This window comes from Nitrosomonas sp. GH22 (genome assembly GCF_009833115.1).
Classification (GTDB): domain Bacteria; phylum Pseudomonadota; class Gammaproteobacteria; order Burkholderiales; family Nitrosomonadaceae; genus Nitrosomonas; species Nitrosomonas eutropha.
This window is the reverse complement of record NZ_QRCA01000024.1, coordinates 1-24,061: the sequence shown is the minus strand read 5'-3', so window position 1 is coordinate 24,061 and position 24,061 is coordinate 1. Positions and strand designations below refer to the sequence as shown.

The window sequence follows — 24,061 nt, the reverse complement described above, 5'->3', positions numbered from 1 at the left end:
TTGGATAAGAAGAAAAACAGTAAAGAAGAAATGCAACAATCCAGTCATCCCCAGCGCGTGAAATCCATAATTCGAGATATTGATGCAGGTTTTTAATGATGTTTTATAGCCAACCATAACTCTGGTAGAGCAGATTTTTTTGTGTTTTGTAATGACAAGCGCTGATATTCTCAGTAATATAATTGAAACCATGAAACCATGAAACCATGAAACCATGAAACCATGAAACCATGAAACCATGAAACCATGAAACCATGAAACCATGAAACCATGAAACCATGAAACCATATTTATTCATGATGACATAATAACATTATGCGAAAGATTGCTTTCCTTGCTCAAAAAGGAGGGAGTGGTAAAACGACACTTGCAGTACACACTGCCGTGGCAGCAGCCGAAGCTGGAGAGACTGTTGTTGTCATCGACACTGATCCACAAAAGAGTGCCACAGTTTGGAGTAATGCTCGCGCGCAGGAGACACCTGTTGTTGCGACAGCCGCCGTTACTGATCTAGGTCGTGTGATTGAAGCCGCCAATCAGGAGCATATGACGCTGGCAATTGTTGACACTGCTCCCCATGCAGCCCCAGCTGCGACGCATATCGTTCGTGCTGTTGACTTGGTAGTTATCCCTGTTCGCCCCACAGCCTTTGACGTTGCGGCTGTCGGGAGTGCGGTTGATATTGTCAAGGCGGCAGGCGTTCGTGCAGTGTTCGTTTTGTCAGCTTGTCCGTTCCGCTCACCTGAAATTGCAGAAACTCGGATTGTATTGGCAGAGTATGGTTTGCCAGTGGCACCAACCGAAATTATTGACCGTCGCGCTTTTGCGCGTGCTATAGCTACAGGCCGATCTGTCACCGAATTTGAAAGCGATGGAAAGGCCGCAATTGAAATTCGCGCTTTTTGGACGTGGCTTAAGGAGGAATTAAAATGAGTAGTAAACCAACAGGACTTGCAGCCTTTACAAGAAAAGGAGCTGCTGATATTCAACAAACTTCAGACAATCAAGGGGGGGAATCAATAGCAAGACCCCATAAACGCGGACGAGGAAAAGGTGAAGTGGTTGCCCTGACAATTCGTTTTTCGCGCGCGGATTGGGAGCGTGTCCATCAACTTGCGGTATCTGAGGGAGTTAGTATCCAGCATTTAGCTGTTAGTGGAATATCCAAGATTTTTGAGGAAAAAGGGCTTGTTGGATTGAAGCTGTAATTGTATAGTTTCATGCAACCATGCAACCATGCAACCATGCAACCATGCAACCATGCAACCATGCAACCATGCAACCATGCAGTTTGTTTTTTCTATCCTTAAGGTTGTTAGTAACAATGTGGCTTCTTACGAAGTTTAATTGGTTACCTTATTTTCACCAGATGCTTGGCTTAACGATATAAATATAGATTTATCAATTTGTTTTTGGTTGTAAGGTATTCGATAAGCCTTCCCTTGAAGGTTTCTGATCCAGTTTCCAGGTTTTTTCTCCAGTAACGTAGCGGTTATGGTGCCACATGAGCTTCGCAATACGGTTATCCAGTTCTCTTTCCCATGTGGTCACTGGAAATTGATGATCCCATGCCATGAGAACGCGTTGCTGGGCTTTTGACATGGATAGTCCATAGCGGTCGTACATATAGAAGGTTACCCGTGCAACAAAACCTTTTATTTTGTCCCTTGGTTCTGTCGTTCGCTCCTTAAAATCTGTGCGGGTTGTACACTGACCATACTGATTGGGCGTTGTCCGGGCAACCATGCCGTACATGAAATTGCTTCTGTCCCCATTAACTTCACCAATCACTGGAGCCAGATTAAACAAATCAGCTTCCATTACTCGGAAAACTGGATCTGTCTTGGTACAATTTTCTCTGCCCCCTTTTTGCCAGCATTGGTGCTGATGCCCTATTACCCAAGCTGGAACAATATGCTCCCACTCAATACGTGCTGCACGGTCAGCATTTTTACGTGGTACGTATCCACATGACTCCAGATCTACCCTGCCCCCTGATTTGCCTGCCCATTCCCATTTGCAGCCACAATACAGCGTTCCATGATCGGAGAGGTTCTGGTCGTGATAGATGTGCTGACGCGCCTGGACTTTTGCTTCTCCGAAATATTGTGGAGCTGCGTAGGCAGAAAAATAAAAAAAGATACCCAGAACAGTAAAGCAGACAAACAGTAACTTCCCCCAGGTATTCTCTGTTTTCATCATTTTTTTGGTGCCCGTTTCAATTATTTTTCTCTCCCTGATAACGGCAGAAGCGCATCTTTATTCTATTTTAAGTATGGGGTGATTTTGCCCAGCTACTACCAGTGGAGAAATCCAGCGATAAGAAAATCTGCGCTTGGATATTTTTGGTCCAATCCAGTAACCATGCCAATGCCCGCGCCGTAAATGGGTGCGAACTTTTTTTCCAGTTGGTTCATCGCTATTATTCTCCGCCAACCTTAACTGCTCTCCTATCATTGTCCCTACGCTCCAAAATTGTGACTTTTCTGCTGGAAACAAACGCCAACCCTTTTTGGTTTTCACAGGAACAGGATGCGATGGTATCGTGCCAGGCACACGATTATTATCTACCTCTGGTGAATCGGAGCAGAGATACAGTAGTACCGATATGATCGGGTTTATTTCTTCTGAAATCGCTTTCGTAAGCTCTACTGGCAAATCAGCCTGTTTCTTTGCTTCCGAGATCATTTTTTCCACGGATTCGTAAATTGTCCAGTTTCCGAGGTGTAATGGAATTGGTATTAAGCCGCTTTTGCAATCCAGCAAGAATCTCAGTTCAGTGCGCTTTGCTTTTTTGTCCCACTCCAGGTGTGCCCAGAACCCAAAAAGAGATTCTCCCATCCATTGTGATTCTGGTATTTCAATGTAGATGCTCCATTCAGGGAGCCGGTAAAAAACTTCAGAAGGTAAGATACTCGAAATCGGACTAGCGATAAGCGCGGTAAATAAATCCTCATTTATCTGATATATGCCTTGGCTGTATCGCCATGTGCCGATCGCAGCAAGCTTGGCAGCGTTGCTTACCTGCTCTATAAGAGCATTATGAGGATACTGTTCAAATTCTATTTCCAGCCAATCATTCAGTGATAAAAAACACCAGTTTGGCAGCTCCCTCTGGCTGCGGAATTTATTTACGAGCGTAGTCAGATCCGGATACATGCGGCTAACTACATGTAGATGTTTAATAGCACGATGATGCGTGTTATTCGGTAGCATTATTTATTTTAGGAAACCGGGTAAGCAAAGCATTCAATTGTGTTTGTGTTGCCTCAAGCTGTCCAGCCAATCCTGCTGCTCGTTCTCTGGCTTCTGCTGCCTGTCTGATTGCGTTATCCCGCTCATCTTGGATTCTAGCCATCCGCTCTGCAAGTCGGAATGATTCAGCTGCTAACTGCTTCCTCTGTTCTTGGTGAGCGTGTTCCATGCTTTCAATTTTTCCGATAGCCTGCTGATTCTCTGTGCGTAGCCGGTCAATATCCTGGTGCGCCCTGTCCAGCTCTGCACGAAGATCAGTGGCACGACGCTCGACTTCAGTAATCCTGGCTTCTGCCTTATCCGATCTGCTTATAGAATCAGCCAGTTCTAATGTCTGCTTTTCATTCAATACTTTTGCTTTCTCAAGTTCATCGTTTGCACGCTCTATAGCTTCAGCCTGTTTATCAAATGCCTCCGATAGTTGTTCTGATAGCTCGATAAGATCGGTTCTTTCGGCTTCAAACGTTGCTCGTGCAGCTTCCAGGCTGTTATTTACCAGCTGTAATGCAGTTGCCCACAGACTCTGCCCCATTTCCTGCAATACCACCTGTAAATCAGCTGGTATTGGCTCTCTAATGGTTTGTATCTGTTTACGTTGCAGTTGCCGCCATTCTTTCATGACTTCCGCAACGGTGTTCATGCCAGCCCGGCTCAGTTGGCGTACATCCTCAATACGTGGATATTCCCCATCTTTGCTCGCTGCATACAGTTCGTCTGCTGCCGTAAAGATGCGCTCTTTTATTTCCTGATTAATTGTCATGGTTGAAGGTTTTTATAATAATAGTAGTAATATTACTACTATTATTATTACTTTTCTACTTAAAAGAAGATTTGGGGCAGGAATCTGTTTGTTCACGAATAGTGCCCAATGCTTAGGCGATGGATCAAAGCCTTAGTATCAAACAGAAAATACAGTTTAATCTGAATCTTACCCACAGAATTTGTGGATAAGTGTCCGGATGGATTACACCAGAACACTGGAACAGTTGCGCGCCGCCTTTGCTAAGGAAAGCATCCCCTCGGAATTTTTGTCACATTATTAGCCTAATAAACCCTTTGTGTGTCTTAGACAGAGTGACGGGTTAAGTGACAATTTTTGACGGTTATAAATTTCTTATTCATACTGTCACATAATCGAACGTATATGTGACAGGTGAAAAAATGCTGATTGGCTACATGCGAGTATCAAAGGCAGACGGATCTCAAGCTACGGATTTGCAGCACGATGCCCTGATAGCGGCGGGTGTCGATCCATCCCATCTTTATGAAGACCAGGCTTCTGGCAAACGTGAGGATCGTCCTGGTCTGACAAGCTGTCTAAAAGCGCTTCGGCGTGGCGACACATTACTGATATGGAAACTAGACAGGCTTGGACGGGATCTGCGACACCTGATCAATACCGTCCACGATCTTACCGCGCGTGGTATTGGCCTGAAGGTATTAAGCGGGCAGGGTGCGGCTATCGATACCACGACGGCTGCCGGAAAACTGGTTTTTGGCATTTTCGCGGCTTTGGCTGAATTTGAGCGGGAACTGATTGCAGAACGTACCAAAGCTGGCCTGGCTTCAGCCCGCGCACGTGGCAGGAAAGGTGGCCGTCCTTTCAAGATGACTACTGCCAAGCTGCGTCTGGCGATGGCCGCAATGGGTCAGCCAGAAACAAAGGTAAGCGATCTGTGCCAGGAACTCGGTATTACACGACAAACCCTGTACCGACACGTTTCCCCCAAGGGAGAGTTACGTCCGGACGGGAAAAAATTGCTGGACGAGCAATAGATCGGTAATTGTGTAATTTAAACAAAGCAGAAAAACAGCCGTTAATGCTAAAAATAGCGTGCTATTTAATAATCATAATCACAGTGTTATATGGGGTAGATCAAGCAGTCGTGTCACCAGCCGACATTTTTCTGAGTTTTACTTATTATTCATTGAGTTATGAATCTATGGTTTGTCGAAAACTTCCTACAAAGGAAGTCGTTCAGTCATATCCAAGTCAAATCGCCCATACGGATTGACATGCTCCCAAATCAGGGGAGATAGGGTTTCCGATCTTTGCAAGGAACATGGGAGCGAGCGTGACATTTTCTATCGCTATGTCGGCCCGAATGGCGAACTAAGGGATACGATAAGCGCTCTCTCGGCTTAACGCAGGATTTCGCCCTCTCCCGCAAACGATCCCTACTTGGAGGTTGGTGCAAAGGACTGTTGAAGATCTGTCGACAAATAAATGTTTTCCGGCATTCAAATTGTCCAACTGGCGGCTGGTGACACAACTGTTGGGTCTACCCCAGATCAATAGGAATAAATATGTCAGCCATTGCGAGTCATACAAGATGTCAGAAATGTCAAAAAATTCTTAATGTCTCTGAGCTCAAAGACAACCCAGATGACAATGGAAGAATTTGCACTGATACCGTTGAATGCAAGAAGAACGAACAAGAAAATATCAAGAGATCTAATCCCTCACCCAAGCCGACTCGCTAAAACGATCTGCTTAGCTCACTGTTAGATTTCCTCAATAGGCATAGCATGGAAGCACAAAACAAAACAGCGAATTCCCACCCACTGGAATGCATCTATGAAGAGATCGGAAACTTTGCCGTCATTGGGTTGACGGGACGTACTGGATCAGGATGTTCGACGGCTGCCGAGATATTGTCATCGCCATCACTAGATCTTCCTGATGTTAGTCACTCTCATTATGTTGGAAATGAAAGCAGAAAATTCCGCATCGTTAGATCTTACATAGAAAAAAACTGGACCCCTTTTTATTATTTAAGGGTTCGATCTGTCATTACAAGATACATTTTAACTCTGGACTTCGATGAGCTGGTTACAAATCTTTCAAATATATTAAAAATTGAATATTCTGAAATCGAGAAGAGCCTTATTACTTTCAAGGAAGAATATGACAAAGCTCATGATCGGATCGAGAAATACCTTGCCCTCAAAGAGGATACGAAGGAAAAGATCAAAATAAAAAAAGAAGATGCATATGAAATTTACTTCGAATGGTTGCCTGATTTCTCTAATAAGCTGCGAGATCGACTTCAAAGCATATCTCAAATTGCGTATACCAAGTTCTATCAAGCGGTAGGAGATAATATTCGCTCGTCTGGAACCCCGAGCTCTAAAGAGTTTGACTCTACTAAAATTTTTGAGCTTGCTTCAACAATAAACAAAGTCATTAAATCCGCACACCATGTTGCAAGACACAAAGGTGAACCATGCCACATTGTGATAGATGCGATAAGAAATCCTTTTGAAGCTGTATATTTAAGTGAAAGGTACGCTGATTTCTATCTTTTCTCGATAAATACCAGCAATGATAATAGGCTCGCGCACTTAAGAACTAGTCATAAATTCAGTGAGCAGCAAATCATAGATCTGGACAGAAAGGAATACCCCGATAGACTGTTTGGAGACCAGAAGTTTGTATCTCAGAATATTCAAAAATGTATTGAAATATCTGATATACACATTAATAACCCGAGAACAGATCAGTATGGGCATAGTGAGTTGCGCTCTCAGCTCGCTTGGTACGTCTCCTTAATCTTGCATCCTGGTCTAATTACGCCGACTGCAACCGAGCGTTGTATGCAACTCGCCAGTAGTGCCAAATTGAACTCTGGTTGTATCTCACGACAGGTTGGCGCAGTTGTAACTGATCGTTCTTATTCGGTGAAGGCAATTGGTTGGAATGATTCACCGCAAGGCCAGGTTCCATGCTTGCTTCGGAGTGCCGAAGATCTCATTAATGGTTCGGATGAGGTTGCATACAGTACTTATGAGAAGAATAATGACAAATTCAGAGATGCGCTTCTAGGGAAATATGGGCAACACAAGTGCTCGAAGATTCTGAATGGAAGAAATTTATCTTTTTGTTTTAAGGACTTGAAAAACGAGGTTGATGGGGAAAAAAATCAAGTTCACACACGTTCCTTACATGCAGAGGAAAATGCTTTTCTGCAGATCACGAAGTATGGGGGGCAAAAAATCTCTGGCGGAATCCTGTTTACGACAGCTAGCCCATGTGAATTGTGCTCAAAAAAAGCCTACCAGCTTGGCATAACGGAAATTGTTTACATCGACCCTTACCCTGGAATCGCTAATGACCACACGTTAGCAACGGGTAATAATTCGCCAAAACTTACACTCTTTAGGGGCGCCATCGGCAAGTCATACCACAAGCTCTACACTCCGATTATGCCGTTTAAGGACGAGCTTGAAACCTTGCTTGACTTGAAGAAAAATCCGGACAAAAAGGATAATAAAATCAATTATCTTGAGCAGGAGAACTCCCGCCTAAAAGATAAGGTGACTCGACTCGAAGGAATAATCAAGAATAAGAGGCAGAAAACATCATCTGCATAACACTGAGTGTTATTTTCAGAAGACGATTGCACAAAATATTAGAAGTCGGTAACACATCCTGACCTGTCTGGGGTTTTTTGAATCGCCCCTGGTTTTGAGGAGGCTCTAACCTTTGAGAGAATAGAGCCATGAAGAAACAAAATCAGTTTTCGCAGGAAGTAAAAGAACGGGCAGTCCGGTTAGTGCAAGAGCATCGTCAGGAATATCCCTCACTGTGGGCAGCGGTTGAATCGATTGCGCCCAAGATTGGCTGTGTGCCGTCCACATTGCTGGACTGGGTCAAGCGGGCAGAGATTCACCAGGGAATTCGCCCGGGCCTCAGTGCAGATGAAGGTGAACGCGTCAAAGCCATGGAGCGTGAGATCAAGGAGCTGCGTCGTGCCAACGAGATTTTGAAGACAGCCAGTGCTTTTTTCGCCCAGGCGGCGCTCGACCGCGAACTGAAGAAATAAATGCCTACATTGATCAGCATCGGAACCTGTATGGGGTCGAGCCAATCTGCAAAATCCTGCAGGTTGCCCCGTCTGCTTATCGTAAATATGCAGCACGCTGTCGTCAGCCGGAATTACGCAGCCGCCGGGCGCAGAGGGATGAGCAGAACAAAACCAATATTTACCGAATATGGAAGCAGAATTTCCAGGTGTATGGCGCACGCAAGATCTGGCGGCAAATGAACCGGCAAGGCCAATGCATCGCCCGCTGTACAGTCGAACGCCTAATGCGGGATCTGGAAATTAAAGGCGTGCATCGTGGCAAGCGGTTGCGCACCACGATGCCGGATCAATCAAGACCATGTCCGCAAGACCTGGTTCTACGCCAGTTTGCAGCCAGCCGTCCGGATCAGCTGTGGGTGGCAGATTTTACCTATGTCTCGACCTGGCAGGGATGGATATATGTCGCCTTCATCATCGATGCCTATGCTAAACGAATCGTGGGGTGGCGAGCCAACAGCCAAATGACGACGGATCTGGTGATGGATGCACTGGAACAGGCGCTGCATGACCGGCAACCAGATAAATCGTCGGGGTTGATCCACCATAGCGATCGGGGATCACAATATGTTTCGATTAAGTATACCGAACGGCTGGGTGAAAGAGGGATCCGCCCCTCTGTTGGAAGTACCGGGGATGCGTATGACAACGCATTAGCAGAGACGATCAACGGCCTTTATAAAGCAGAACTGATTCATCGGAGAGCTCCATGGAAATCCAGAGCCGCTGTGGAGCTGGCAACCTTGGAGTGGGTGTTCTGGTTTAACCATCAGCGCTTGCTTGGCTCAATCGGCAACATCCCACCCATTGAGGCAGAACAACACTATTATCAGCAACTCGAAATATCCAAAAAACAAGCCGTTTTACTTTGATCAATCAGCCTCCTCAATTCCCGGGGCGATTCAGTGCTGGTTTCAGGGGGCTGGGTGCTGGCGATTGGGATGGCGGGCCTGGTGTTCTCGTTTGCCAAATCTGTCTGGGGGGTTTTTGATTCGGACTTCAAGAAGTCCGAGCAGCGCAAGTCCACCAACCAGAACCTGAGAAAAATCGTGAGCCAGCTGGAAGACTCGTTGGAAGAAAGTCTGAAAAAAGCCATGCCCGAGCTGCAGGAGAAGCTGCGGATGATTGAAAAGGCGCTGGAGGCGCCCGCCCGTGAGACGAAGGCGCTGGTGCAAATTCTCGAATACTCCAACGAAAAACTCACATTAACTTCGAAGCAGATCGTGTCTCTGGGAGGGCTGTAATGAACAATACTTTGGAACAATTCAAACACCAGCAAGCGCAAATGGTGCAGCTGCTCAATGAACTGAAGGCCGTAGTGCAGCAGGGCGAGCTTGCGGGTATGCCCAAAGACTCGAAGCTGGAAAAAAAGATTCAGGCGGCGCTCAGCAGTGTGTCTGGCGACAATATGAAGGTGGCCTTGATTGGCGGTTTCTCGGAAGGCAAGACCTCAATCGCGGCGGCGTGGATGGAGCGTCTGGACAAGTCCAGCATGAACATCAGCCACCAGGAGTCGTCCAACGCGGTCAAGCTCTACGATGTGGCAGACGACTTTGTGCTGATTGACACGCCCGGCCTGTTTGGCTTCAAGGAGCAGGTCAACGATGAGACGCACACCATCGAGAAGTACAAGGACATCACCAAGAAGTACGTGAGCGAAGCGCATCTGGTGCTGTATGTGATGAACTCGACCAACCCCATCAAGGAAAGCCACAAGGAGGACTTACAGTGGCTGTTCCGTACCTTGAATTTGCTGCCGCGCACGGTGTTTGTGCTCAGCCGCTTTGACGAAATTGCAGACGTGGAAGACGAGGATGACTACGACTATAACCTCGACATCAAGAAAAACAATGTGCAGGGTCGCTTGACTGACCTGATTAACCTTAGCGCCGATGAGGCCAAGGATTTGAGCATTGTGGCTGTGGCTGCCAACCCGTTCAACCTGGGTGTGGATCACTGGCTGCAGAACCTAGAAGAGTTCAAGGCGGTTTCGCACATCCACAAGCTGCAACAGGCGACCAGCGACAAGATCCAGCAGTGCGGCGGCTATCTGGCACTGGCCAAGGACATGCAAAACAGCGTGATCAGCGACATTCTGGTCAAGCAGGTGCCAGAGGCTGAGAGTAACCACAGCAAGATTTCCGAGCAGGTGGAAAGGCTCAACATCATGAATGTAGATCTGACCACCAAACTCACCCGCACCTCGCGCGACATTGAGGATGCACGCGCTGGTCTGCGCGACTTTGCCACCAAGTATTTCGGCGACCTGATCATTCAGGCCAATGGCTGCAATCTGGAGACGTTCTCGGAGTTCTACGAGCGCGAGATTGGCTCGGAAGGCATCATCGTGGGTTCCCGCCTGCAAAAGGAATTCAACCAGCGCACGCAGTCGATCAACTTTGAGATGCAGAAGATGCATGTCAATTTCAACAGCGAGGTGGATCACTTCAACATTACCGTCAAGGCGTTGGGCAAGCAGGGTGTGAACCATGTGCTCAAGAGTAATCTGATCAACAACTCCACCGTGCTGGCAGCACGCGACGGCATGGTGTCGATTGCCAAAACTGTGGGCCTTGACCTGGGCAAGTACCTGAAGTTCAAGCCCTGGGGCGCCATAAACTTTGCCAAGAGTGCCAATGGTGCATTGGTTTTGCTGGGCGTGGCACTGGAAGTGTGGGACAGTTGGGAAAAGTACAAGCGCGAGGAAGAGTTCAAGAAAATGGTGCAGTCCATCGTTTCGAACTTTAAGAAGCAGTGCCAGGACTTCGTCGACATGGTCAATGCGGAAGACTTCTACAAGAACTTTTTCCCCGATTACATGGACTTGCAATGACCTGGTCAAGTAAAACCGGACAATACGGTTAAGCGACATTTTTCAAATTATCCATCTCTGCTTCATACTGATTTGGGCTTTTGTAATCCAGATATGAATGCAGTCGATGGCTGTTATAAAACATGGAAATATACTGCAATACATCCTGCTGTGCTGCGTGGCGGGTTTGATAGTGCTGCCAGTGAACCCGCTCCTGTTTAAGACTGCCGAAAAAACTCTCAGCTACTGAGTTATCCCAACAATTCCCCACTCGACTCATACTGCCGACAAAGCCATGTATTTCTAGAAATTGGCGATATTGTTTGCTGGCATATTGCGATCCGCGATCCGAATGTACGATCAATCCTGCTTGTGGTTGACGTTGCCAGACAGCCATTCGTAATGCATCACAAACCAGGGTTGCTTTCATTGTTGTATTCATACTCCAACCCACCACCTTTCTGGAAAACAAATCGATGACTACTACCAGATACAACCAGCCTTCTTGTGTCCAAATGTAAGTGATATCGCTCACATAGGCTTGATCAGGTCTGGCAACATCAAATTGACGATTCAATTTATTCTCGAATATCGGTTGTTTGTGATGACTGTCAGTGGTTACTTTGTACTGCTTCCGATATTTGACCTGCACCCCCGCTTCTCGCATCAGGCTGCGTGCTTTCCAGCGGCCCACCGGATACCCCTGCGACTTCAGCGCTTTTCCAATTCTGCGACTACCGTAGCTATGATGGCTGGATGTCGCTATATCCCTGACTGTTTCAAGTATCTCCATATGACACGAGTCTGCAGAGTCATTATCAGCACACCGAACATAATCATAATAGGCACTACGACTGACACCCATGAGTCGGCACATCAAACTGACCGGGTAGGTCTTTTTCCTTTGGGTGATAAACGAATATTTCACTTCGTTTCTTTTGCGAAAAAGACCGTCGCTTCCTTTAATATTGCCTTCTCCAGCTTGAGTTGCTTAATTTGAGCTTTCAGCTGCCGGATTTCTTCCTGTTCTATTGTCAACTTTCCATTGCCACGAAATGCCTGGCCTGCATCATCTGTTCGGTATTCTCTGATCCATCTCCTCAGCATATTGGCGTTAATCTCCAAATTTCGGGATACTTCCGTATGGCGTATAGCCTTGATCCAAAACCAGACTGATTGCATCTAGTTTGAACTCTTTTGTGTACTGCTTTCTCGTTTCCATTGCTTCCTCCAGTTAAGGTTATTTTCTCTTAACTGGACTGTCCGGTTTATTAAACCATGTCACAACACAAGATCGAGGATCTGGCCCTGAGCCTTAACGAGAGCCGTGAGCGCCAGCAACGCTTTGAGCGTTGGAAGGAAAGCGCACAGGCGGTGGAAGCCAAGTTCCGCCTGCTTTAAGGAGAAGCGATCCTGCTAGCTTGACAGCTTGATGCGACTGCTAAGCGAAATCCTCAGGACTATGTCGCCTAAATTTGTGTAAACGGCAAGGCTGGAAAATTGAAGGTTCTTGGGGTATTCCTGATCGCGTGCAAAAGCTAATAAAGCATGGCTTCGCCCTCCGTAACGCCACGAGGGAGCAAATGTAAAATATCAAATACAAATTAACGTTTTTCGATAAATTAGTAACTTACCTTAAACGTCGGGCTATCTTCTGGCCGCATCTTTCGGTGATCATAAATTCGGGTGGTTGAAATATTGGCATGGCCCAGCCATTCCTGTACCTTTGCAATGTCTGCGTTGTTTTCAAGGGCATTTGTGGCGGCGGTTGCTCGTAATGAGTGAACTCCTATTCTGAACCCAAGATTGTCTGAGTAAAACTGCACAATCTTGTAGACGGCATCGGTTGTAAGAGCAGCAGTCTTGTTCAAGCTGCGATTGTTGGAAAGTGATCTGAATAATGGTGCAGATTCTTCCTGTCCATGACCGATTACTTCCAGATACTCATGTATTAATCTGCTGACCACCGGATGAATAGGCAAATAACGGGTCTTGCCGCCCTTGCCGGATACTTTCATATGCAGTACCCCGCGTCGTTCCTGTTGGACGTCTTTCACTTTCAGTTTGCACAGCTCATCGCGCCGCAGCGCGTGGTAAAGCAGGATCGCCAGGAGCGCGCGATCCCGTTTGCCTTTGAGAGTCTGGCTATCCGGCGCATCGAGCAACGCCCGTGCTTGATGATCGCCTAGGGCAGGAGATTTGCCTTCATAACTTTCTACAGGGGGACGCTTCATACCCTTAACCGGATTATGCGTAACAGCGTTCTTGTCACACAGATATTCAAACAAGGATGAAATTGAAGCGAGCTTATTTCTGATGGATGAGCCGGAAAGTTCCTTTCTCTTCAATTCATCCCGGAAGGCGATGATATGGGCACGGGTCACTTGCCGGAATTCTTCCGGTTTTTGAATGCCGGTAAATTGCATGAAATCTTGCAGCGCATTTTTATAAGTGCGTCTCGTATTTTCATTATCCAGGTTTGCATACCACTCCAGCTCGAATGGAATTTCGGACAACTGCTGAAATTCTGCCAGGTCGAGAATCCGGGCTGAAGAGTTTGGGTTGGCCGGGAGATTTTTAGGTGAGAAGTCAGATTGATCCATTTTGGTATTTTATTATCGATAAAATACGTTATCAATAGTTAAAGATTAAATCATGATGCTTTGTTTATTCAATAACCACTTCTGATATGTAGTGTACATCGTCTCCTGAAAATGACATTTTGGCTAGATTTTGAGTCTTGTATCTTAATTAGATAATGTAGTAACATAACTACATGTGTTTATCGGGAGCTATAGCTATGACCATCACAACGGTATCCAGTCGAGAATTGAACCAAGACATCACGAGAGCGAAAAAGGCGACCAGCAAGGGGCCTGTATTCATTACAGACCGTGGGAAACCTGCCCATGTTCTCTTGAGCTTTGAGGACTACCAAAAGCTGACAAAACAGCGTCGGAACATTGTCGATGCACTGGCAATGCCAGGTCTTGCCGAAATCGACTTTGACCCGCCAAAAGCGGTTATTAGCCTGAAACCGGCTGATTTCTCGTGATGTACATACTCGACACAAATATTTTGTCCGAATTGCGCAAGGTGCGGAACGGTGCAGCTAATGAAAACGTGAGGATATGGGCAGATAGCGTTGACGCAGCCGATCTTTTTGTATCGGCCATAACCATTATGGAGCTTGAAATCGGGATTTGTTTGAAGGAACGGAAGGATGCCGAGCAGGGAGCTATGCTACGCTATTGGCTAGAACAACACGTCCTGCCCGAGTTTTCCGGTCGGATATTACCAATAGACACACCCATTGCACGCCGCTGCGCACGGCTTCACGTACCCGATCCCTGCTCTGAACGGGACGCATTGATAGCAGCAACGGCCATCGTTCACGGCATGATGGTAGTCACGCGCAACGCGGCTGATTTTGCTCCTATAGGAGCAAACGTCATTAATCCGTGGGATTGGCCTCAATGACCGAAGAAAAACATCCGGAGAAACAGCGTTATACACTCGATAAACTTCTAGCCGAGTGTGATTATTCGCAGCCGCTTTCCGCAGAAGAAAAGGAATAGCTAGCCGCAGAGATTCAGAAATCCGTTGACGACCCCCAGCCAAATATTCCCCACGAAGAAGTCATGGCCGAAATGGATGAGCAAGTTACTTTTTAGACCCGGCGCACGAACGGTATCGGGCTTTTTTGGAATGGCCCGGAGAAACGATCAAGGGACACAACTGAACAAACCAAACTAAAGAATGCTCATGGCCAATTGTACCCAATCTAGCGGCAGAAAAACAGGCGCAAAAGGCGCGGATATACCGGAAACGGAAAGCAAGGAAACAAGCAAATTTCTTCCCCGCCATGCTCGCCTTATAGAGGACGCCCTGGAAATTGAGCGTGAGGAAGCGAGAGCCGCGTGCGCACTCGGTATATGGCACGGACGCTGGCACAAGCCACGCTGCCGCATACTGATCCCAAATTACCGGCAGGAACGCTTTATAGCAGAGATACTGGACGGTTGACCCTAAACAGTTGCACCAACCAGCCGTCGCCATGGTATCCCTTACGAATCAATCCCCCGTGTAATTCTCGGCTGGATTTGCAGTGAAGCTGTAGGGAGGGTCGCTTCAGAAAACGGAAGATAAAGCACGCTAATTAGATACTTTAATTATTTCTGCTGAATCAATTGAGACCTCATTTATAACACCACCCGTACATGCAACAGTATCTGTATCTGTGGATATTTTGACTCGATGACCTTTCGGGTCAAGAAAAACCTCTACACTATTATTTGGATGAGTTGCTGAAATTTCCCACGAACAAAGCTCACCCTTGTGGGATATGGGTACAAGCATGACGTAATCATTTTGGTTATAGATGCTAAATTTATATGTTTTGTTTCCATTATTTATAAGTTTCATGAGTAGTCTCCTATGATCTAGATGTTTAGCCCCACTTTATGATGGGGTGGATTGATGATAAAGCGTGCTAGCATTTGATGATGTATTTGAATCCTCGCTGGATTTTGAACCGTCTGACGAAGTTACAGGCATTCAGGAAGTTGTAGAGATGTCCTCGCAACTGCTGATGATTGTCGTAATAGTAACGTTTGACAGTAGTTTCCTTAAGAATCAGGTTCATGCGCTCGACCTGGTCAGGCGATGTTCCGTGCCATTTTCCAGACGGCCGTGATCGAAGCTATGTAAGACGTTTAGTGCCACGTACTGGTGGGTCGTCGGCATCGGTGCCGTGTTCACACTCGCGCGGTTCAGTGAAGCATTTCTGGTGCTCCGCGCTCAACAAGGCGGCATCCCACTTGCGCTGGTTCCACTGGTGATGGGTCGCCATGAACTTGGTTTATGCGGCCTCAGCCTACCCTTTTGGCGAGTTGTCCGACCGCACGAGTCACAAGACGTTGCTGGCACTGGGGTTGTCTGTCCTGATTGCAGCTGATCTGGTATTGGCTATCGATGTTCATTGGATGACGGTGCTCGCAGGTGTCGCGCTGTGGGGAATTCACATGGGTATGACGCAGGGGCTGCTGGCAACAATGGTTGCTGACGCCGCTCCGGTTGACTTACGCGGTACAGCGTATGGATTCTTCAATCTTATCAGCGGTATTGCCATGCTTATCGCCAGTGTGGTAGCCGGATTACTTTGGGATCAAATAGGACCATCTTTCACTTTCTACGCAGGTGCCGGATTTTGCAGTGTTGCATTAATCGTACTAGTCAAACGGAAATGACTGCGAGCAACAGCCTTGAGCCACAAGCCCCTCAGCTCGTCCAACCGCCAAGTCAAAAATCATTATTCTTTAATGCCTCGCACGCACAATTTTGTCGCAGATATACACATAGGGAACCTCAAGTGTATAAACCATATAAAGGACAACAAAGTGATTAATCATCAGGCGACTCTACTCCAAAAAAAGTTTCGGCCGAAATAGTCACTCCAGAAAGCTATAATCAATTCTGTTACCCGGATTGTCATAGCGCCATCGTAAAAAAGGAGGATTTCCATGAAGCACCATCAAAAAAGAGCCAGTCAGACCAGCCTGCCAGGCTGGATCAAGCAAGGATTGCTAATCTGGACGGCAACTGTTATCGGTATCTATTCATTACCTTCGCCGGCAGAGAGTATTGGTAGTGTATCGACCCGATTCAAGTTGCTGGGCGCCAACGATAAAATAGTAGTAGAAGCGTTTGATGATCCAGATGTGGCAGGCGCTACCTGTTATCTGAGTCGGGCAAAAACAGGGGGAATAAGCGGGACAGTGGGCGTGGCGGAAGATAGATCGGAGGCTTCTATTGCCTGCCGTCAGACAGGGCCAGTTACATTGTCGGAGAAAATAAAAAATGGCAAGGCAGATGGTGACGAAGTATTCAAGAAGAACACCTCACTGCTGTTTAAAACATTACAAGTGGTACGTTTCTATGATGCCAAGCGTAACGTGCTGATCTATCTCAGCTATAGCGATCGGGTCATTGAAGGATCACCACAAAACAGCATATCTGTGATCCCGGTTATGCCCTGGCATTAACAAGATACTGAAAAACCTGGTTGCCATCGTCTCGTTGGAATAGGCGCAAAATACTCATTTATCCTACATTAAATGCGTTTCTACCTGTTTTCACCTTGCTCTGATAGTCGATCTTTCATTAGCAGTTTTCAATACCCCACCAAAATAGGATAGCGCCGGCAAAAGTACCACCTTATATCACACCGTGGGACTAAACATCTTAGAATCTGTTCAAAGTCTTTTCAGTAAAAGACTGAGGCATGCCAAGTGGATAAACTGCAAGCTGGTGTTGAGTTTGCGTTCGCAGTTCTTCCACAACCTTCGGTTTTTCTCCAGCCACGCGAAGCTGCGTTCGACCACCCAGCGCTTGGGCATGACCTTAAACGTATGCAATTCGCTACGCTTGGCGATCTGCACGGTGACCCGCTCGCCCAAGATGTCCCGTACGCCTTTGGCAAACGGCTCTCCAGTGTAGCCGCTGTCACACAACAGGCTCTGTACTCGCGCCAGGGCCGGTTTGCCGCGCTCCAAGGCCTGCAGCGCACCTTTGCGGTCGGTCACCTCCGCCGTTGTCACCGCAACAGCATGGGGCAACCCCTGTGTATCGACGGCAAGATGGCGCTTGATCCCGGAAACCTTCTTGCCCGCGTCATAACCCTTTTGGCCCGCCGTATCACTGTTCTTCACGCTCTGCGCGTCCACGATCAAGAACGTGCTTGAGGCGTTGCGACCCTGTTTCTCTCGGGCCGCACCAACCTGATTTTTTTAAGGCCCGCTCCAGCAGGCTCACTCCGTTATCGTCTACCTCGCTCCAAATCTGGAAATAGGCATGTACGGTACGCCACTTCGGAAATGAATCAGGCAACATCCGCCACTGACAGCCACTCCTGAGCAGGTACAACACCCCGCAGAACACCTCATACAGATCCACTTTCCGTGGCGCTGTCTTCTTGCGCGCCCCTTCCAGTAAAGGGCGGATTTGTTCGTACTGATCGCGACTGATGTCGCTGGGATAAGAAGGTCTCATCCTTGGAAGCATGCACTAATGGGAAGACTTTGAACAGGCTCTTAGCCACAGTTGAGGTGACTTACCTGATACTCGCTTACCCCAAGAATGTAAAAGATAACTTAACCGGTGCTGAAAAGCTGAATTGAAAAAATTGATCAAATTACTCAAAGATGAGGTTTGAACATGAGTATCTTTAATGAATTAAAAGCTTCTCTTCAAGAAGCAATCGATATCAAACAAGGAGTGAAATCCCCATCTCGTGCGACTCGCTTTGAAGTTACTGATGTAAAAGCGCTGCGTTTACAGCTGAATATCTCTCAGCAAGAACTCGCCACGGCATTGGGCACCAGTATCGATACCATCAAAAGCTGGGAAAATAAACGTCGCAACCCAACTGGTCTGGCAGCAAAAGTACTCGCGACTATTCAAGATAATCCTGAATTCCTCAATGAACTAGCATCACACTAATACATATAACAAATTGATATTAAACAATAAATAATTATTTAACTGTGCGGTAAATATGATTACGCTGATTTAATCAGCGACAACTCAAAGATTGAAGATCAAGTTGGCAATTCGCTCCCGCATCAATTCTGGTACGCACAGATAATGATTCTGCTCCAGTTTGTCCAACAGAATCTGCCCTGGTCCAGCGTAACGTCACGAGTTCAGGATGCTGTTCAGGTTCAGCGGGCTCTGTATGAAGGCCACGAGAAGTGAGATAAAGGTATTGCAGCGAAGCGCTTTTCAGATCCTTAAAGAGAATAAGCCGGGATTTCGGAATAGTAAGTAATGCGCCTGCTCCCGATTGCCACTGTTCAAACACAAACATAAATTTTCCACCAGCCGATGGCTCAACGATGATTCTCGTATTCATGCTTCCCCACTGGGAGCGGCTGTCGACCGGAACAGTGACAAATTCGAATATCGATTCAGTCGCGACGATCCGATAGCGTTTATCTGAAATAACAGGTGGAATGAGGTTTGACAGAGCCTCTCTCACGACTGTAATCGCACGTTGTTCAGTCATCACCTGATCGGCAACCTGCCTGGACTGCTCCACCCCTCGCTGTATCAGTGAGAATACTTCAGATGTCAGATAGACGAGTCCGGCGCCAATGATCATTGCGATGAGCAGTTCCAGCAGGGTGAAACCCTCCTCCGTCTTATGGATGCCATGCATCCTCAACGAACCGCTCCAACACGATAAGCCTCAAGTGATACCAATGGCTGATCTCCCTGAAAGAAGACATCGACATGTACACGACGAAGTAAAAATGGCCCTGCCGTGCCGGTAGATCGGTCTTTCTTTTCTGATGGCTCGATGGTTGCCGTCCACGAGAAAGGTCCATCTTGTCCTTCAAAACGCCCCCCCATTTCTGTGGCGATGACAGCGTGTGCATCCATCTGATTCTGCGCAACCAATAGTGCTGCTGCCCGTAAGGTATCTGCCTTGATTCGATCAAGATTCGTCACGATCGAAGGCAACAACACACCAAAGAATAGTGCCGCCACAGCGAGCGTCACCAGGATCTCAAGCAAACTGAACCCGCGTTGTACCCCCATACGGCTACTCGAGCCTAGAAGTCCCGGTCAACGTATCAATATGAATTCGTCTGTGTGTCATTTCGGATACAAGCTCAATTATCCCCCCGCTGGATGATCCGTCAGTAAAGAAAGTGATCCCCTCTGTACGTCCAACTTCCCCCGAGCAAATCACCATCAAATCAGTACTTTGACTTGACGTAACAGGTATCGTCCTATCTGAAGGGGCTGCCAGGAATTCACATGGAATAAATACAGCTGTACCGCTTCGCATCGCACTCAGCCGCGCCTTTCTCAAGCGGTGCTCGATACGCTCCGATACAGTCTGTAAATGTCGATCATCCCCAGGCAAGGCTTGAGCACCGATGAGAGAAAGCAAGCCAAGCAACACGATTACCACCAAAAGTTCGAGCAGCGTTATCCCGCGCTCACTGTTTATCCCAATTGCCGATATCGGAATCCTCGCCACTGCCCCCTTCCTTATCATCCGCGCCCAGCGAAAAAACATCTACCGGTCCATGTTTACCGGGAAATCGATATCGGTACGAACGTCCCCATGGATCAACCAAATGCTGTTGCTTTCGCACATAAGGGCCACGCCATCTGTTGACTCCCGGGGGAGCCTCCCACAGCGCCCGGAGCCCGTGCTCCATGTCCGGGTAATTCCCGGTATCAATTCGATAATAGTTAAGTGCAGTGGTGATGGTTTCCACCTGGAGGGCAGCCGTATCAGATTTCGCGCCGGAAAACATATTCATGACCTGGGGCGTGACTACGGCTGTCAACAATCCCATGATGACAAGCACAACCAGAAGTTCAAGTAATGTGAAACCTTGATTCACCTTTGGATGTAATTGAACAGAACGATAAAAATATTTCATTATGATCTCAATGCAAGTTGGTTGATACTGAGTATTCCGAGCATGACGCCGCCAACGACAAAGCCAACAACGATACCAAGAAACGCAATGGCTAATGGGTTGACGAGAGCAAGCATTCGTTCGAGTTGTTCAGATGTGTCTCGCTCAAGGAGCTGAGCTGCGCGCAAGGTTGTCTTTCCGAGCTCTCCGGTATGCTCTCCTACTTCTATTAGTGCACATGTTTCATCCGGGATAACATAAATAGCCCCAAGCGTCGTACCGATCGTACCGCCTTCACGCAGTTTTCGTGACGCCCCTTCCAGGGCAACACGAAGGCGCCTTGAACCTGCAGCCTGGGCGGCCAGCAGCACAGCCTCCGAAGCTTCCACACCACTTTGGAAAAGCATCCCAAGTACGTTAAGTACGCGAGAGACGTTCAACTGGTCGATGATCCGGACAGGTGGCAGCCGTATGATCGAAGCAGCGACCCAATCCCCAAAGCGTACTGATCTGTGATACAAAAAAAATCCGGTCACCAGGATGGCACCAATCCAGAGCGAAGATGTGATGGCATGATTGACTACAAGATCCGAGAGCCACAGCACAAAACGAGTTATCCCCGGCAAACGGTGCTCCTCACCCGCAAAAATCGGCTCAAACCCCGGAATCACCACGGTAAGTACAATCAGAAGGGCAATCATCACAGTAACCAGTACGATCACCGGATAAGTCAGTGCATTCGCAATCTCAGCTCGGGTACTGGCCTGTCGCTGCAAGTAGCGCCCCGCTGTTTCCAGACCTTCGGCCAGTCTGCCCCCGCTTTCCGCAGCTCTGATCATTGATGGCAGATACCGGGGCATACCTGTCTCGATATCCAGGGCATCTGAGAGTGGGCTGCCTGCCTGAATACGTGGTAACAGGTGCCGAGCCATCCTGGCAGAAGGTCGTTTGCCTTTCTGCCGTGAAATGACCTGCAATGCCTGCTCGATATTGAGGCCTGACCCCACCATTGTGCCGATCTGCTCACAAAAGAGCGCCACATCACGTATAGGTATCCGCCGATTCAAAGTTACAGGTCGGCTCAATAGATCATTTAAGCTGCCATCCTGCTCAATGATTCGGATGGGTGTCAGGTTTTCACTGATCAATTGGAGAGCAAGTTGGCGTTCGTTGTCTGCTTCCCGAGTAAAAATACGGGACGCTCCCTCTGTGGTGAGCACTCTCACCGTGAAACGTGTCACTGTCCAGCCTCTTCAACGACACTTAACACTTCCTCCAATGTCGTCTCTCCTTGTATTACCCTGGCCAGGCCATGAGACCATAAAGTTGGAATATTCTTCCGCCGGGTAATCCCCAGTAGCACCTCTTCTGCGTGTGCTTGCCGAATTGCTGCCTGCTCCCCCAGGCCGATTGGAAGTGCTTCAAAGATCGGTAACCTGCCTGTGTATCCGCGTCCACGACACATTGAACATCCTGTAGCTACAGGTAATTGACATGTCTCAGCCTTATGATCAGGCACCGATGTCAATGCATGACGTTCATCTGCTGTTGGTTCGCGTGTCGTGTGACATTCTGGACAAACCCGGCGAACCAGCCGTTGTGCACCTGCAAAAACCAGTGTTGATGCCAAAAGATAATCCTCGACCCCAAGATCAAGCAGCCGGGTTACGGCTCCGGCTGCTGTATTAGTGTGTAAGGTGGCGAGCACCAGATGCCCCGTCAAGGCTGAACGGATAGCAATATCCGCCGTTTCCTGGTCGCGGATTTCACCAATCATGATCACATCCGGATCATTGCGAAGTACTGATCGCAGGGCGGTCCCGTAGGTCAGCCCGATCTCCGGTTTGACCTGCAACTGAGATACCCCGGGAAGCGTATACTCAACCGGATCTTCAACCGTCACGATCTTGCGTTCCGGACTCCGGATCGCGTTCAAGGCGGCATAAAGAGTTGTTGTTTTACCACTACCTGTCGGACCGGTGATCAAAACGATACCGTGAGGACGATCAAGGGCTGTGCGCAGTGCCTGCAGGCCGGATGGATCAAGGCCCAGGCTCTCCAATTCAGGCGAGACCGAATGCTGACCGAGCAGGCGCAGTACCATGGATTCACCATGGAGGGTTGGAAAGGTAGCCACGCGTAAATCAAGACTGACTCCTCGGGTTGTAAAGCGGATACGTCCATCCTGTGGTAAACGTCTTTCTGCAATGTCGAGTCGCGCCATCAGTTTCAGTCTTGAGACTACTGATCGCGACCAGCGATTCGACAACACATCGACTTCCTGTAGAACACCATCGATCCGGTAACGCACGACCAGCGAATCAGTCATCGGTTCGAGATGGACATCCGATGCACCGGCATCCATAGCCTGGGTAAGTAGCTGATGCGCCATACGTATGGCTGGCGCCTCCGAGTCATGATCTGAAAGCTTGTCGATATCATCCCCGGTACTGGAAGTGCCTGGCGTAGCGCTGTCGGTACCTGCAGAAATATCAACCGTTCCTGCCTGGAGATACTCGTCAATATCTGACTCCAATGCCGCTACTGGTTGCACATCCTTGCCCAAGGCAAAGCGTATACCCGCAATCGCTACGCTATCCTGCGGATTAGCCATGGCCAGCCTGACGTAAGTCTCGGATATCATGACTGGACACACCCGGTGTTTTCGCAGGAAAGCCTGATTGAGATCACCTGGAATCTGGGGAGGTTGTGGATACTCAGCACGGGCCAATACAGCAACACCGAGTATCCCTGCAAAGGTCCGCGCCATATCGCGTTCGGATACGACGCCCAGTCGTGTTGCTGCAGTAGAAAACGCAATGCCATGTGCCAGTGCTGCCGCCTGTACGCGTTCGATTCCCTCATCTGTAATGAGTCCGCTTTGCTGAAGTATTTCGATCAGTGCGGGAGTTGTACCGGAAAGAGGTTCGGGGGGATCTGATAAGGCCTGATCGGGTCGCATACTATTGCAGTACTACCGTGTTCTGAACAAGCCTGGTCTGACCATGGATATGATATTTCTCGCTAAGAGTTGCACTGCTGCCCCAATGCCAATTATGGCATCGAATTATATCAAAACAGTGTATTGATTCTGATCACCAGTAGTAGACAGGCGCACTCTGGGTGCTGTAGCCATAGCTGGTGGTGGTGCTGTTACCCAACGTTACTGTGGTGCGCCGGGAGAGGTCGTCGTAGGCGTAAGTCGCCAGGTTGACCGTGCCGGTTTCCTTGATCGCGGTCGGACAGTTGAGCGCGTCATAAGTGGTCGTGACGTAGAACGCGGTCTCCGGCCAGGTGATCCGGGTGCAGTTGCCTGCCGGGTCATACTGATAGGTCAGCGTCTTGTCGCCAGCAGTGGTACTGGTCAGCCGACCGACATTGTCATAGACGTAGCTGACCGCATAGCCGGTTTTGTTGGTGGCCGTGGTGCGGCCCAGCAGGTCGTAGGTGTAGGTGATTTTGTCCGCGCTGATCGGGTAAGTCCGGCTGAGCAGTCGGTTGAGGTTGTCATAGGCCATCGTGATGCTTTGGCCATTACGCTTGCGCAAACTGGTGATATTGCCGTTGGCATCCAGTGTCATCTGCTCGTAATCGGTGGTCGATGAAGTGCCAGCCGTTGTGGGGTGTGGATAGCGCAGTTTTATACGACGATCATGGCCATCGTACTCATAGGTGGTCAGGTTGTTTTT

Annotated in this window: 27 protein-coding genes, 3 pseudogenes and 1 other annotated feature; of the genes and pseudogenes, 15 read left to right on the top strand and 15 right to left on the bottom strand. The window is 48.1% G+C overall.

What is annotated here, in order from left to right; all coding sequences use genetic code 11:
• Nucleotides 1-315: 315 nt before the first annotated feature.
• Together parA and ABF86_RS08305 are read left to right on the top strand one after the other, a co-directional pair.
• Complete coding sequence (gene parA, locus ABF86_RS08310; protein WP_074455837.1) at nucleotides 316-933, top strand: ParA family partition ATPase; 618 nt, start codon at nucleotides 316-318, stop codon at nucleotides 931-933.
• Nucleotides 930-1,208: a hypothetical protein gene (locus tag ABF86_RS08305; protein WP_011630659.1), complete on the top strand. Its 279-nt coding sequence runs from the start codon at nucleotides 930-932 to the stop codon at nucleotides 1,206-1,208. Before parA ends, ABF86_RS08305 begins: the two co-directional genes overlap by 4 nt.
• Before the next feature lie 193 nt (nucleotides 1,209-1,401).
• Here ABF86_RS08305 and ABF86_RS08300 read toward each other — a convergent pair whose 3' ends face one another.
• The 3 genes from ABF86_RS08300 to ABF86_RS08290 are packed head-to-tail and all read right to left on the bottom strand — an operon-like array spanning nucleotide 1,402 to nucleotide 4,015.
• Nucleotides 1,402-2,202 carry an endonuclease gene (locus ABF86_RS08300; protein WP_083331325.1) on the bottom strand — a complete coding sequence of 267 codons (801 nt, stop codon included), beginning with the start codon at nucleotides 2,200-2,202 and terminating at the stop codon, nucleotides 1,402-1,404.
• A 57-nt stretch (nucleotides 2,203-2,259) separates the two neighbouring features.
• Complete coding sequence (locus tag ABF86_RS08295) at nucleotides 2,260-3,159, bottom strand: hypothetical protein (protein ID WP_041353898.1); 900 nt, start codon at nucleotides 3,157-3,159, stop codon at nucleotides 2,260-2,262.
• Nucleotides 3,160-3,202: 43 nt separating this feature from the next.
• Nucleotides 3,203-4,015, bottom strand: a complete 813-nt coding sequence (locus ABF86_RS08290; protein ID WP_074455836.1) for a DNA-binding protein — start codon at nucleotides 4,013-4,015, stop codon at nucleotides 3,203-3,205.
• A gap of 401 nt (nucleotides 4,016-4,416) precedes the next feature.
• Between ABF86_RS08290 and ABF86_RS08285 the strand changes: the two genes are divergently transcribed.
• The 6 genes and pseudogenes from ABF86_RS08285 to ABF86_RS08265 all read left to right on the top strand — a co-directional run bounded on the left by ABF86_RS08285 (nucleotide 4,417) and on the right by ABF86_RS08265 (nucleotide 10,953).
• Nucleotides 4,417-5,031 (top strand): recombinase family protein, encoded by a 615-nt coding sequence (locus ABF86_RS08285; RefSeq protein ID WP_074455835.1) that lies wholly within the window; start codon nucleotides 4,417-4,419, stop codon nucleotides 5,029-5,031.
• Nucleotides 5,032-5,296: 265 nt separating this feature from the next.
• Nucleotides 5,297-5,401: pseudogene (locus ABF86_RS12585) on the top strand (recombinase family protein); the annotation flags it as partial.
• A 383-nt stretch (nucleotides 5,402-5,784) separates the two neighbouring features.
• Nucleotides 5,785-7,629, top strand: coding sequence for a hypothetical protein (locus ABF86_RS08280; RefSeq protein ID WP_160803531.1), 1,845 nt, complete (start codon nucleotides 5,785-5,787; stop codon nucleotides 7,627-7,629).
• A gap of 128 nt (nucleotides 7,630-7,757) precedes the next feature.
• A protein-coding gene (locus ABF86_RS08275) for an IS3 family transposase (RefSeq protein WP_240142280.1) occupies nucleotides 7,758-8,992 on the top strand; the annotation gives its coding sequence in 2 pieces (ribosomal slippage) (nucleotides 7,758-8,037 and nucleotides 8,037-8,992; 1,236 coding nt in all).
• Nucleotides 8,036-8,152: a sequence feature (AL1L pseudoknot), on the top strand. Its footprint overlaps the gene before it by 117 nt.
• A 33-nt stretch (nucleotides 8,993-9,025) precedes the next feature.
• On the top strand, nucleotides 9,026-9,364 hold the full coding sequence (locus tag ABF86_RS08270; RefSeq protein ID WP_074455884.1) for a hypothetical protein: 339 nt from the start codon (nucleotides 9,026-9,028) through the stop codon (nucleotides 9,362-9,364).
• Nucleotides 9,364-10,953, top strand: coding sequence for a LeoA/HP0731 family dynamin-like GTPase (locus ABF86_RS08265; protein WP_074455883.1), 1,590 nt, complete (start codon nucleotides 9,364-9,366; stop codon nucleotides 10,951-10,953). Before ABF86_RS08270 ends, ABF86_RS08265 begins: the two co-directional genes overlap by 1 nt.
• 28 nt (nucleotides 10,954-10,981) lie before the next feature.
• On the opposite strand, the pseudogene ABF86_RS08260 reads toward ABF86_RS08265, so the two are convergent.
• A pseudogene (locus tag ABF86_RS08260) lies at nucleotides 10,982-12,154 on the bottom strand (IS3 family transposase).
• 56 nt (nucleotides 12,155-12,210) lie between these two features.
• Between ABF86_RS08260 and ABF86_RS13105 the strand changes: the two are divergent.
• The gene (locus tag ABF86_RS13105; RefSeq protein ID WP_256328297.1) at nucleotides 12,211-12,333 is read left to right on the top strand and encodes a hypothetical protein; all 123 of its coding nucleotides are present in this window, start codon (nucleotides 12,211-12,213) and stop codon (nucleotides 12,331-12,333) included.
• A gap of 221 nt (nucleotides 12,334-12,554) precedes the next feature.
• On the opposite strand, the gene ABF86_RS08255 is transcribed toward ABF86_RS13105, so the two are convergent.
• Nucleotides 12,555-13,535, bottom strand: coding sequence for a tyrosine-type recombinase/integrase (locus ABF86_RS08255; protein ID WP_083331331.1), 981 nt, complete (start codon nucleotides 13,533-13,535; stop codon nucleotides 12,555-12,557).
• A 197-nt stretch (nucleotides 13,536-13,732) separates the two neighbouring features.
• Here ABF86_RS08255 and ABF86_RS08250 point away from each other — a divergent pair, with 197 nt between their 5' ends.
• The 3 genes from ABF86_RS08250 (at nucleotide 13,733) to ABF86_RS08240 (ending at nucleotide 14,958) form a co-directional block, all read left to right on the top strand.
• Complete coding sequence (locus ABF86_RS08250; RefSeq protein WP_074455880.1) at nucleotides 13,733-13,987, top strand: type II toxin-antitoxin system Phd/YefM family antitoxin; 255 nt, start codon at nucleotides 13,733-13,735, stop codon at nucleotides 13,985-13,987.
• Nucleotides 13,987-14,412, top strand: a complete 426-nt coding sequence (locus tag ABF86_RS08245; RefSeq protein ID WP_074455879.1) for a type II toxin-antitoxin system VapC family toxin — start codon at nucleotides 13,987-13,989, stop codon at nucleotides 14,410-14,412. Before ABF86_RS08250 ends, ABF86_RS08245 begins: the two co-directional genes overlap by 1 nt.
• 285 nt (nucleotides 14,413-14,697) lie before the next feature.
• Nucleotides 14,698-14,958, top strand: coding sequence for a hypothetical protein (locus ABF86_RS08240; protein ID WP_074455878.1), 261 nt, complete (start codon nucleotides 14,698-14,700; stop codon nucleotides 14,956-14,958).
• A 129-nt stretch (nucleotides 14,959-15,087) separates the two neighbouring features.
• Here ABF86_RS08240 and ABF86_RS08235 read toward each other — a convergent pair whose 3' ends face one another.
• Nucleotides 15,088-15,357 (bottom strand): hypothetical protein, encoded by a 270-nt coding sequence (locus ABF86_RS08235; RefSeq protein WP_107818381.1) that lies wholly within the window; start codon nucleotides 15,355-15,357, stop codon nucleotides 15,088-15,090.
• 17 nt (nucleotides 15,358-15,374) lie between these two features.
• Nucleotides 15,375-15,642, bottom strand: a pseudogene (locus tag ABF86_RS08230) (IS481 family transposase); the annotation flags it as partial.
• A 140-nt stretch (nucleotides 15,643-15,782) separates the two neighbouring features.
• On the opposite strand from ABF86_RS08230, the gene ABF86_RS08225 reads away from it, so the two are divergent.
• Both ABF86_RS08225 and ABF86_RS08220 read left to right on the top strand, forming a co-directional pair.
• Nucleotides 15,783-16,181, top strand: a complete 399-nt coding sequence (locus ABF86_RS08225; RefSeq protein ID WP_240142279.1) for an MFS transporter — start codon at nucleotides 15,783-15,785, stop codon at nucleotides 16,179-16,181.
• 321 nt (nucleotides 16,182-16,502) lie between these two features.
• Entirely contained in the window at nucleotides 16,503-16,976 is a 474-nt protein-coding gene (locus ABF86_RS08220; RefSeq protein WP_164502686.1) for a CreA family protein, read from the top strand.
• 210 nt (nucleotides 16,977-17,186) lie between these two features.
• Here ABF86_RS08220 and ABF86_RS08215 read toward each other — a convergent pair.
• Nucleotides 17,187-17,982, bottom strand: a protein-coding gene (locus tag ABF86_RS08215) for an IS5 family transposase (protein WP_107818378.1) whose coding sequence is annotated in 2 segments (ribosomal slippage) — nucleotides 17,187-17,721 and nucleotides 17,720-17,982 — 798 coding nt in all. Because the reading frame shifts where the segments join, the coding sequence is not laid out codon by codon here.
• 165 nt (nucleotides 17,983-18,147) lie between these two features.
• Here ABF86_RS08215 and nadS point away from each other — a divergent pair.
• Nucleotides 18,148-18,432, top strand: coding sequence for a NadS family protein (nadS, locus tag ABF86_RS08210; protein WP_074455875.1), 285 nt, complete (start codon nucleotides 18,148-18,150; stop codon nucleotides 18,430-18,432).
• 73 nt (nucleotides 18,433-18,505) lie between these two features.
• Here nadS and ABF86_RS08205 read toward each other — a convergent pair whose 3' ends face one another.
• From ABF86_RS08205 to ABF86_RS08175, 7 genes are all read right to left on the bottom strand, one after another.
• Complete coding sequence (locus ABF86_RS08205; RefSeq protein WP_074455874.1) at nucleotides 18,506-19,150, bottom strand: type II secretion system protein; 645 nt, start codon at nucleotides 19,148-19,150, stop codon at nucleotides 18,506-18,508.
• Between the two features lie 2 nt (nucleotides 19,151-19,152).
• Nucleotides 19,153-19,533 carry a prepilin-type N-terminal cleavage/methylation domain-containing protein gene (locus tag ABF86_RS08200; RefSeq protein ID WP_074455873.1) on the bottom strand — a complete coding sequence of 127 codons (381 nt, stop codon included), beginning with the start codon at nucleotides 19,531-19,533 and terminating at the stop codon, nucleotides 19,153-19,155.
• Between the two features lie 4 nt (nucleotides 19,534-19,537).
• Nucleotides 19,538-19,999, bottom strand: coding sequence for a prepilin-type N-terminal cleavage/methylation domain-containing protein (locus tag ABF86_RS08195; protein ID WP_256328299.1), 462 nt, complete (start codon nucleotides 19,997-19,999; stop codon nucleotides 19,538-19,540).
• On the bottom strand, nucleotides 19,941-20,393 hold the full coding sequence (gene gspG / locus ABF86_RS08190) for a type II secretion system major pseudopilin GspG (RefSeq protein ID WP_074455871.1): 453 nt from the start codon (nucleotides 20,391-20,393) through the stop codon (nucleotides 19,941-19,943). The genes ABF86_RS08195 and gspG overlap by 59 nt, the downstream gene beginning before the upstream one ends.
• A complete protein-coding gene (locus tag ABF86_RS08185; RefSeq protein WP_074455870.1) occupies nucleotides 20,393-21,613 on the bottom strand; it encodes a type II secretion system F family protein in 1,221 nt (406 codons plus the stop codon). The genes gspG and ABF86_RS08185 overlap by 1 nt, the downstream gene beginning before the upstream one ends.
• Entirely contained in the window at nucleotides 21,610-23,334 is a 1,725-nt protein-coding gene (locus ABF86_RS08180; RefSeq protein WP_074455869.1) for a GspE/PulE family protein, read from the bottom strand. The genes ABF86_RS08185 and ABF86_RS08180 overlap by 4 nt, the downstream gene beginning before the upstream one ends.
• Nucleotides 23,335-23,467: 133 nt before the next feature.
• Nucleotides 23,468-24,061 (bottom strand): hypothetical protein (locus ABF86_RS08175; RefSeq protein ID WP_204987589.1); only part of this gene is annotated, 594 nt, incomplete at its 5' end.

Coding starts and splice junctions, on each gene's coding strand:
- ABF86_RS08280 (WP_160803531.1), top strand. CDS start 5,785: ATGGAAGCACAAAACAAAACAGCGAATTCCCACCCACTGGAATGCATC.
- ABF86_RS08265 (WP_074455883.1), top strand. CDS start 9,364: ATGAACAATACTTTGGAACAATTCAAACACCAGCAAGCGCAAATGGTG.
- ABF86_RS08225 (WP_240142279.1), top strand. CDS start 15,783: ATGAACTTGGTTTATGCGGCCTCAGCCTACCCTTTTGGCGAGTTGTCC.
- ABF86_RS08290 (WP_074455836.1), bottom strand. CDS start 4,015: ATGACAATTAATCAGGAAATAAAAGAGCGCATCTTTACGGCAGCAGAC.
- ABF86_RS13105 (WP_256328297.1), top strand. CDS start 12,211: ATGTCACAACACAAGATCGAGGATCTGGCCCTGAGCCTTAACGAGAGC.
- nadS (WP_074455875.1), top strand. CDS start 18,148: ATGAGTATCTTTAATGAATTAAAAGCTTCTCTTCAAGAAGCAATCGAT.
- ABF86_RS08250 (WP_074455880.1), top strand. CDS start 13,733: ATGACCATCACAACGGTATCCAGTCGAGAATTGAACCAAGACATCACG.
- ABF86_RS08285 (WP_074455835.1), top strand. CDS start 4,417: ATGCTGATTGGCTACATGCGAGTATCAAAGGCAGACGGATCTCAAGCT.
- ABF86_RS08300 (WP_083331325.1), bottom strand. CDS start 2,202: ATGATGAAAACAGAGAATACCTGGGGGAAGTTACTGTTTGTCTGCTTT.
- ABF86_RS08235 (WP_107818381.1), bottom strand. CDS start 15,357: ATGAAACTTATAAATAATGGAAACAAAACATATAAATTTAGCATCTAT.
- ABF86_RS08295 (WP_041353898.1), bottom strand. CDS start 3,159: ATGTATCCGGATCTGACTACGCTCGTAAATAAATTCCGCAGCCAGAGG.
- gspG (WP_074455871.1), bottom strand. CDS start 20,393: ATGAAATATTTTTATCGTTCTGTTCAATTACATCCAAAGGTGAATCAA.
- ABF86_RS08180 (WP_074455869.1), bottom strand. CDS start 23,334: ATGCGACCCGATCAGGCCTTATCAGATCCCCCCGAACCTCTTTCCGGT.
- ABF86_RS08195 (WP_256328299.1), bottom strand. CDS start 19,999: ATGATAAGGAAGGGGGCAGTGGCGAGGATTCCGATATCGGCAATTGGG.
- parA (WP_074455837.1), top strand. CDS start 316: ATGCGAAAGATTGCTTTCCTTGCTCAAAAAGGAGGGAGTGGTAAAACG.
- ABF86_RS08200 (WP_074455873.1), bottom strand. CDS start 19,533: ATGGGGGTACAACGCGGGTTCAGTTTGCTTGAGATCCTGGTGACGCTC.
- ABF86_RS08305 (WP_011630659.1), top strand. CDS start 930: ATGAGTAGTAAACCAACAGGACTTGCAGCCTTTACAAGAAAAGGAGCT.
- ABF86_RS08255 (WP_083331331.1), bottom strand. CDS start 13,535: ATGGATCAATCTGACTTCTCACCTAAAAATCTCCCGGCCAACCCAAAC.
- ABF86_RS08245 (WP_074455879.1), top strand. CDS start 13,987: ATGTACATACTCGACACAAATATTTTGTCCGAATTGCGCAAGGTGCGG.
- ABF86_RS08240 (WP_074455878.1), top strand. CDS start 14,698: ATGGCCAATTGTACCCAATCTAGCGGCAGAAAAACAGGCGCAAAAGGC.
- ABF86_RS08205 (WP_074455874.1), bottom strand. CDS start 19,150: ATGCATGGCATCCATAAGACGGAGGAGGGTTTCACCCTGCTGGAACTG.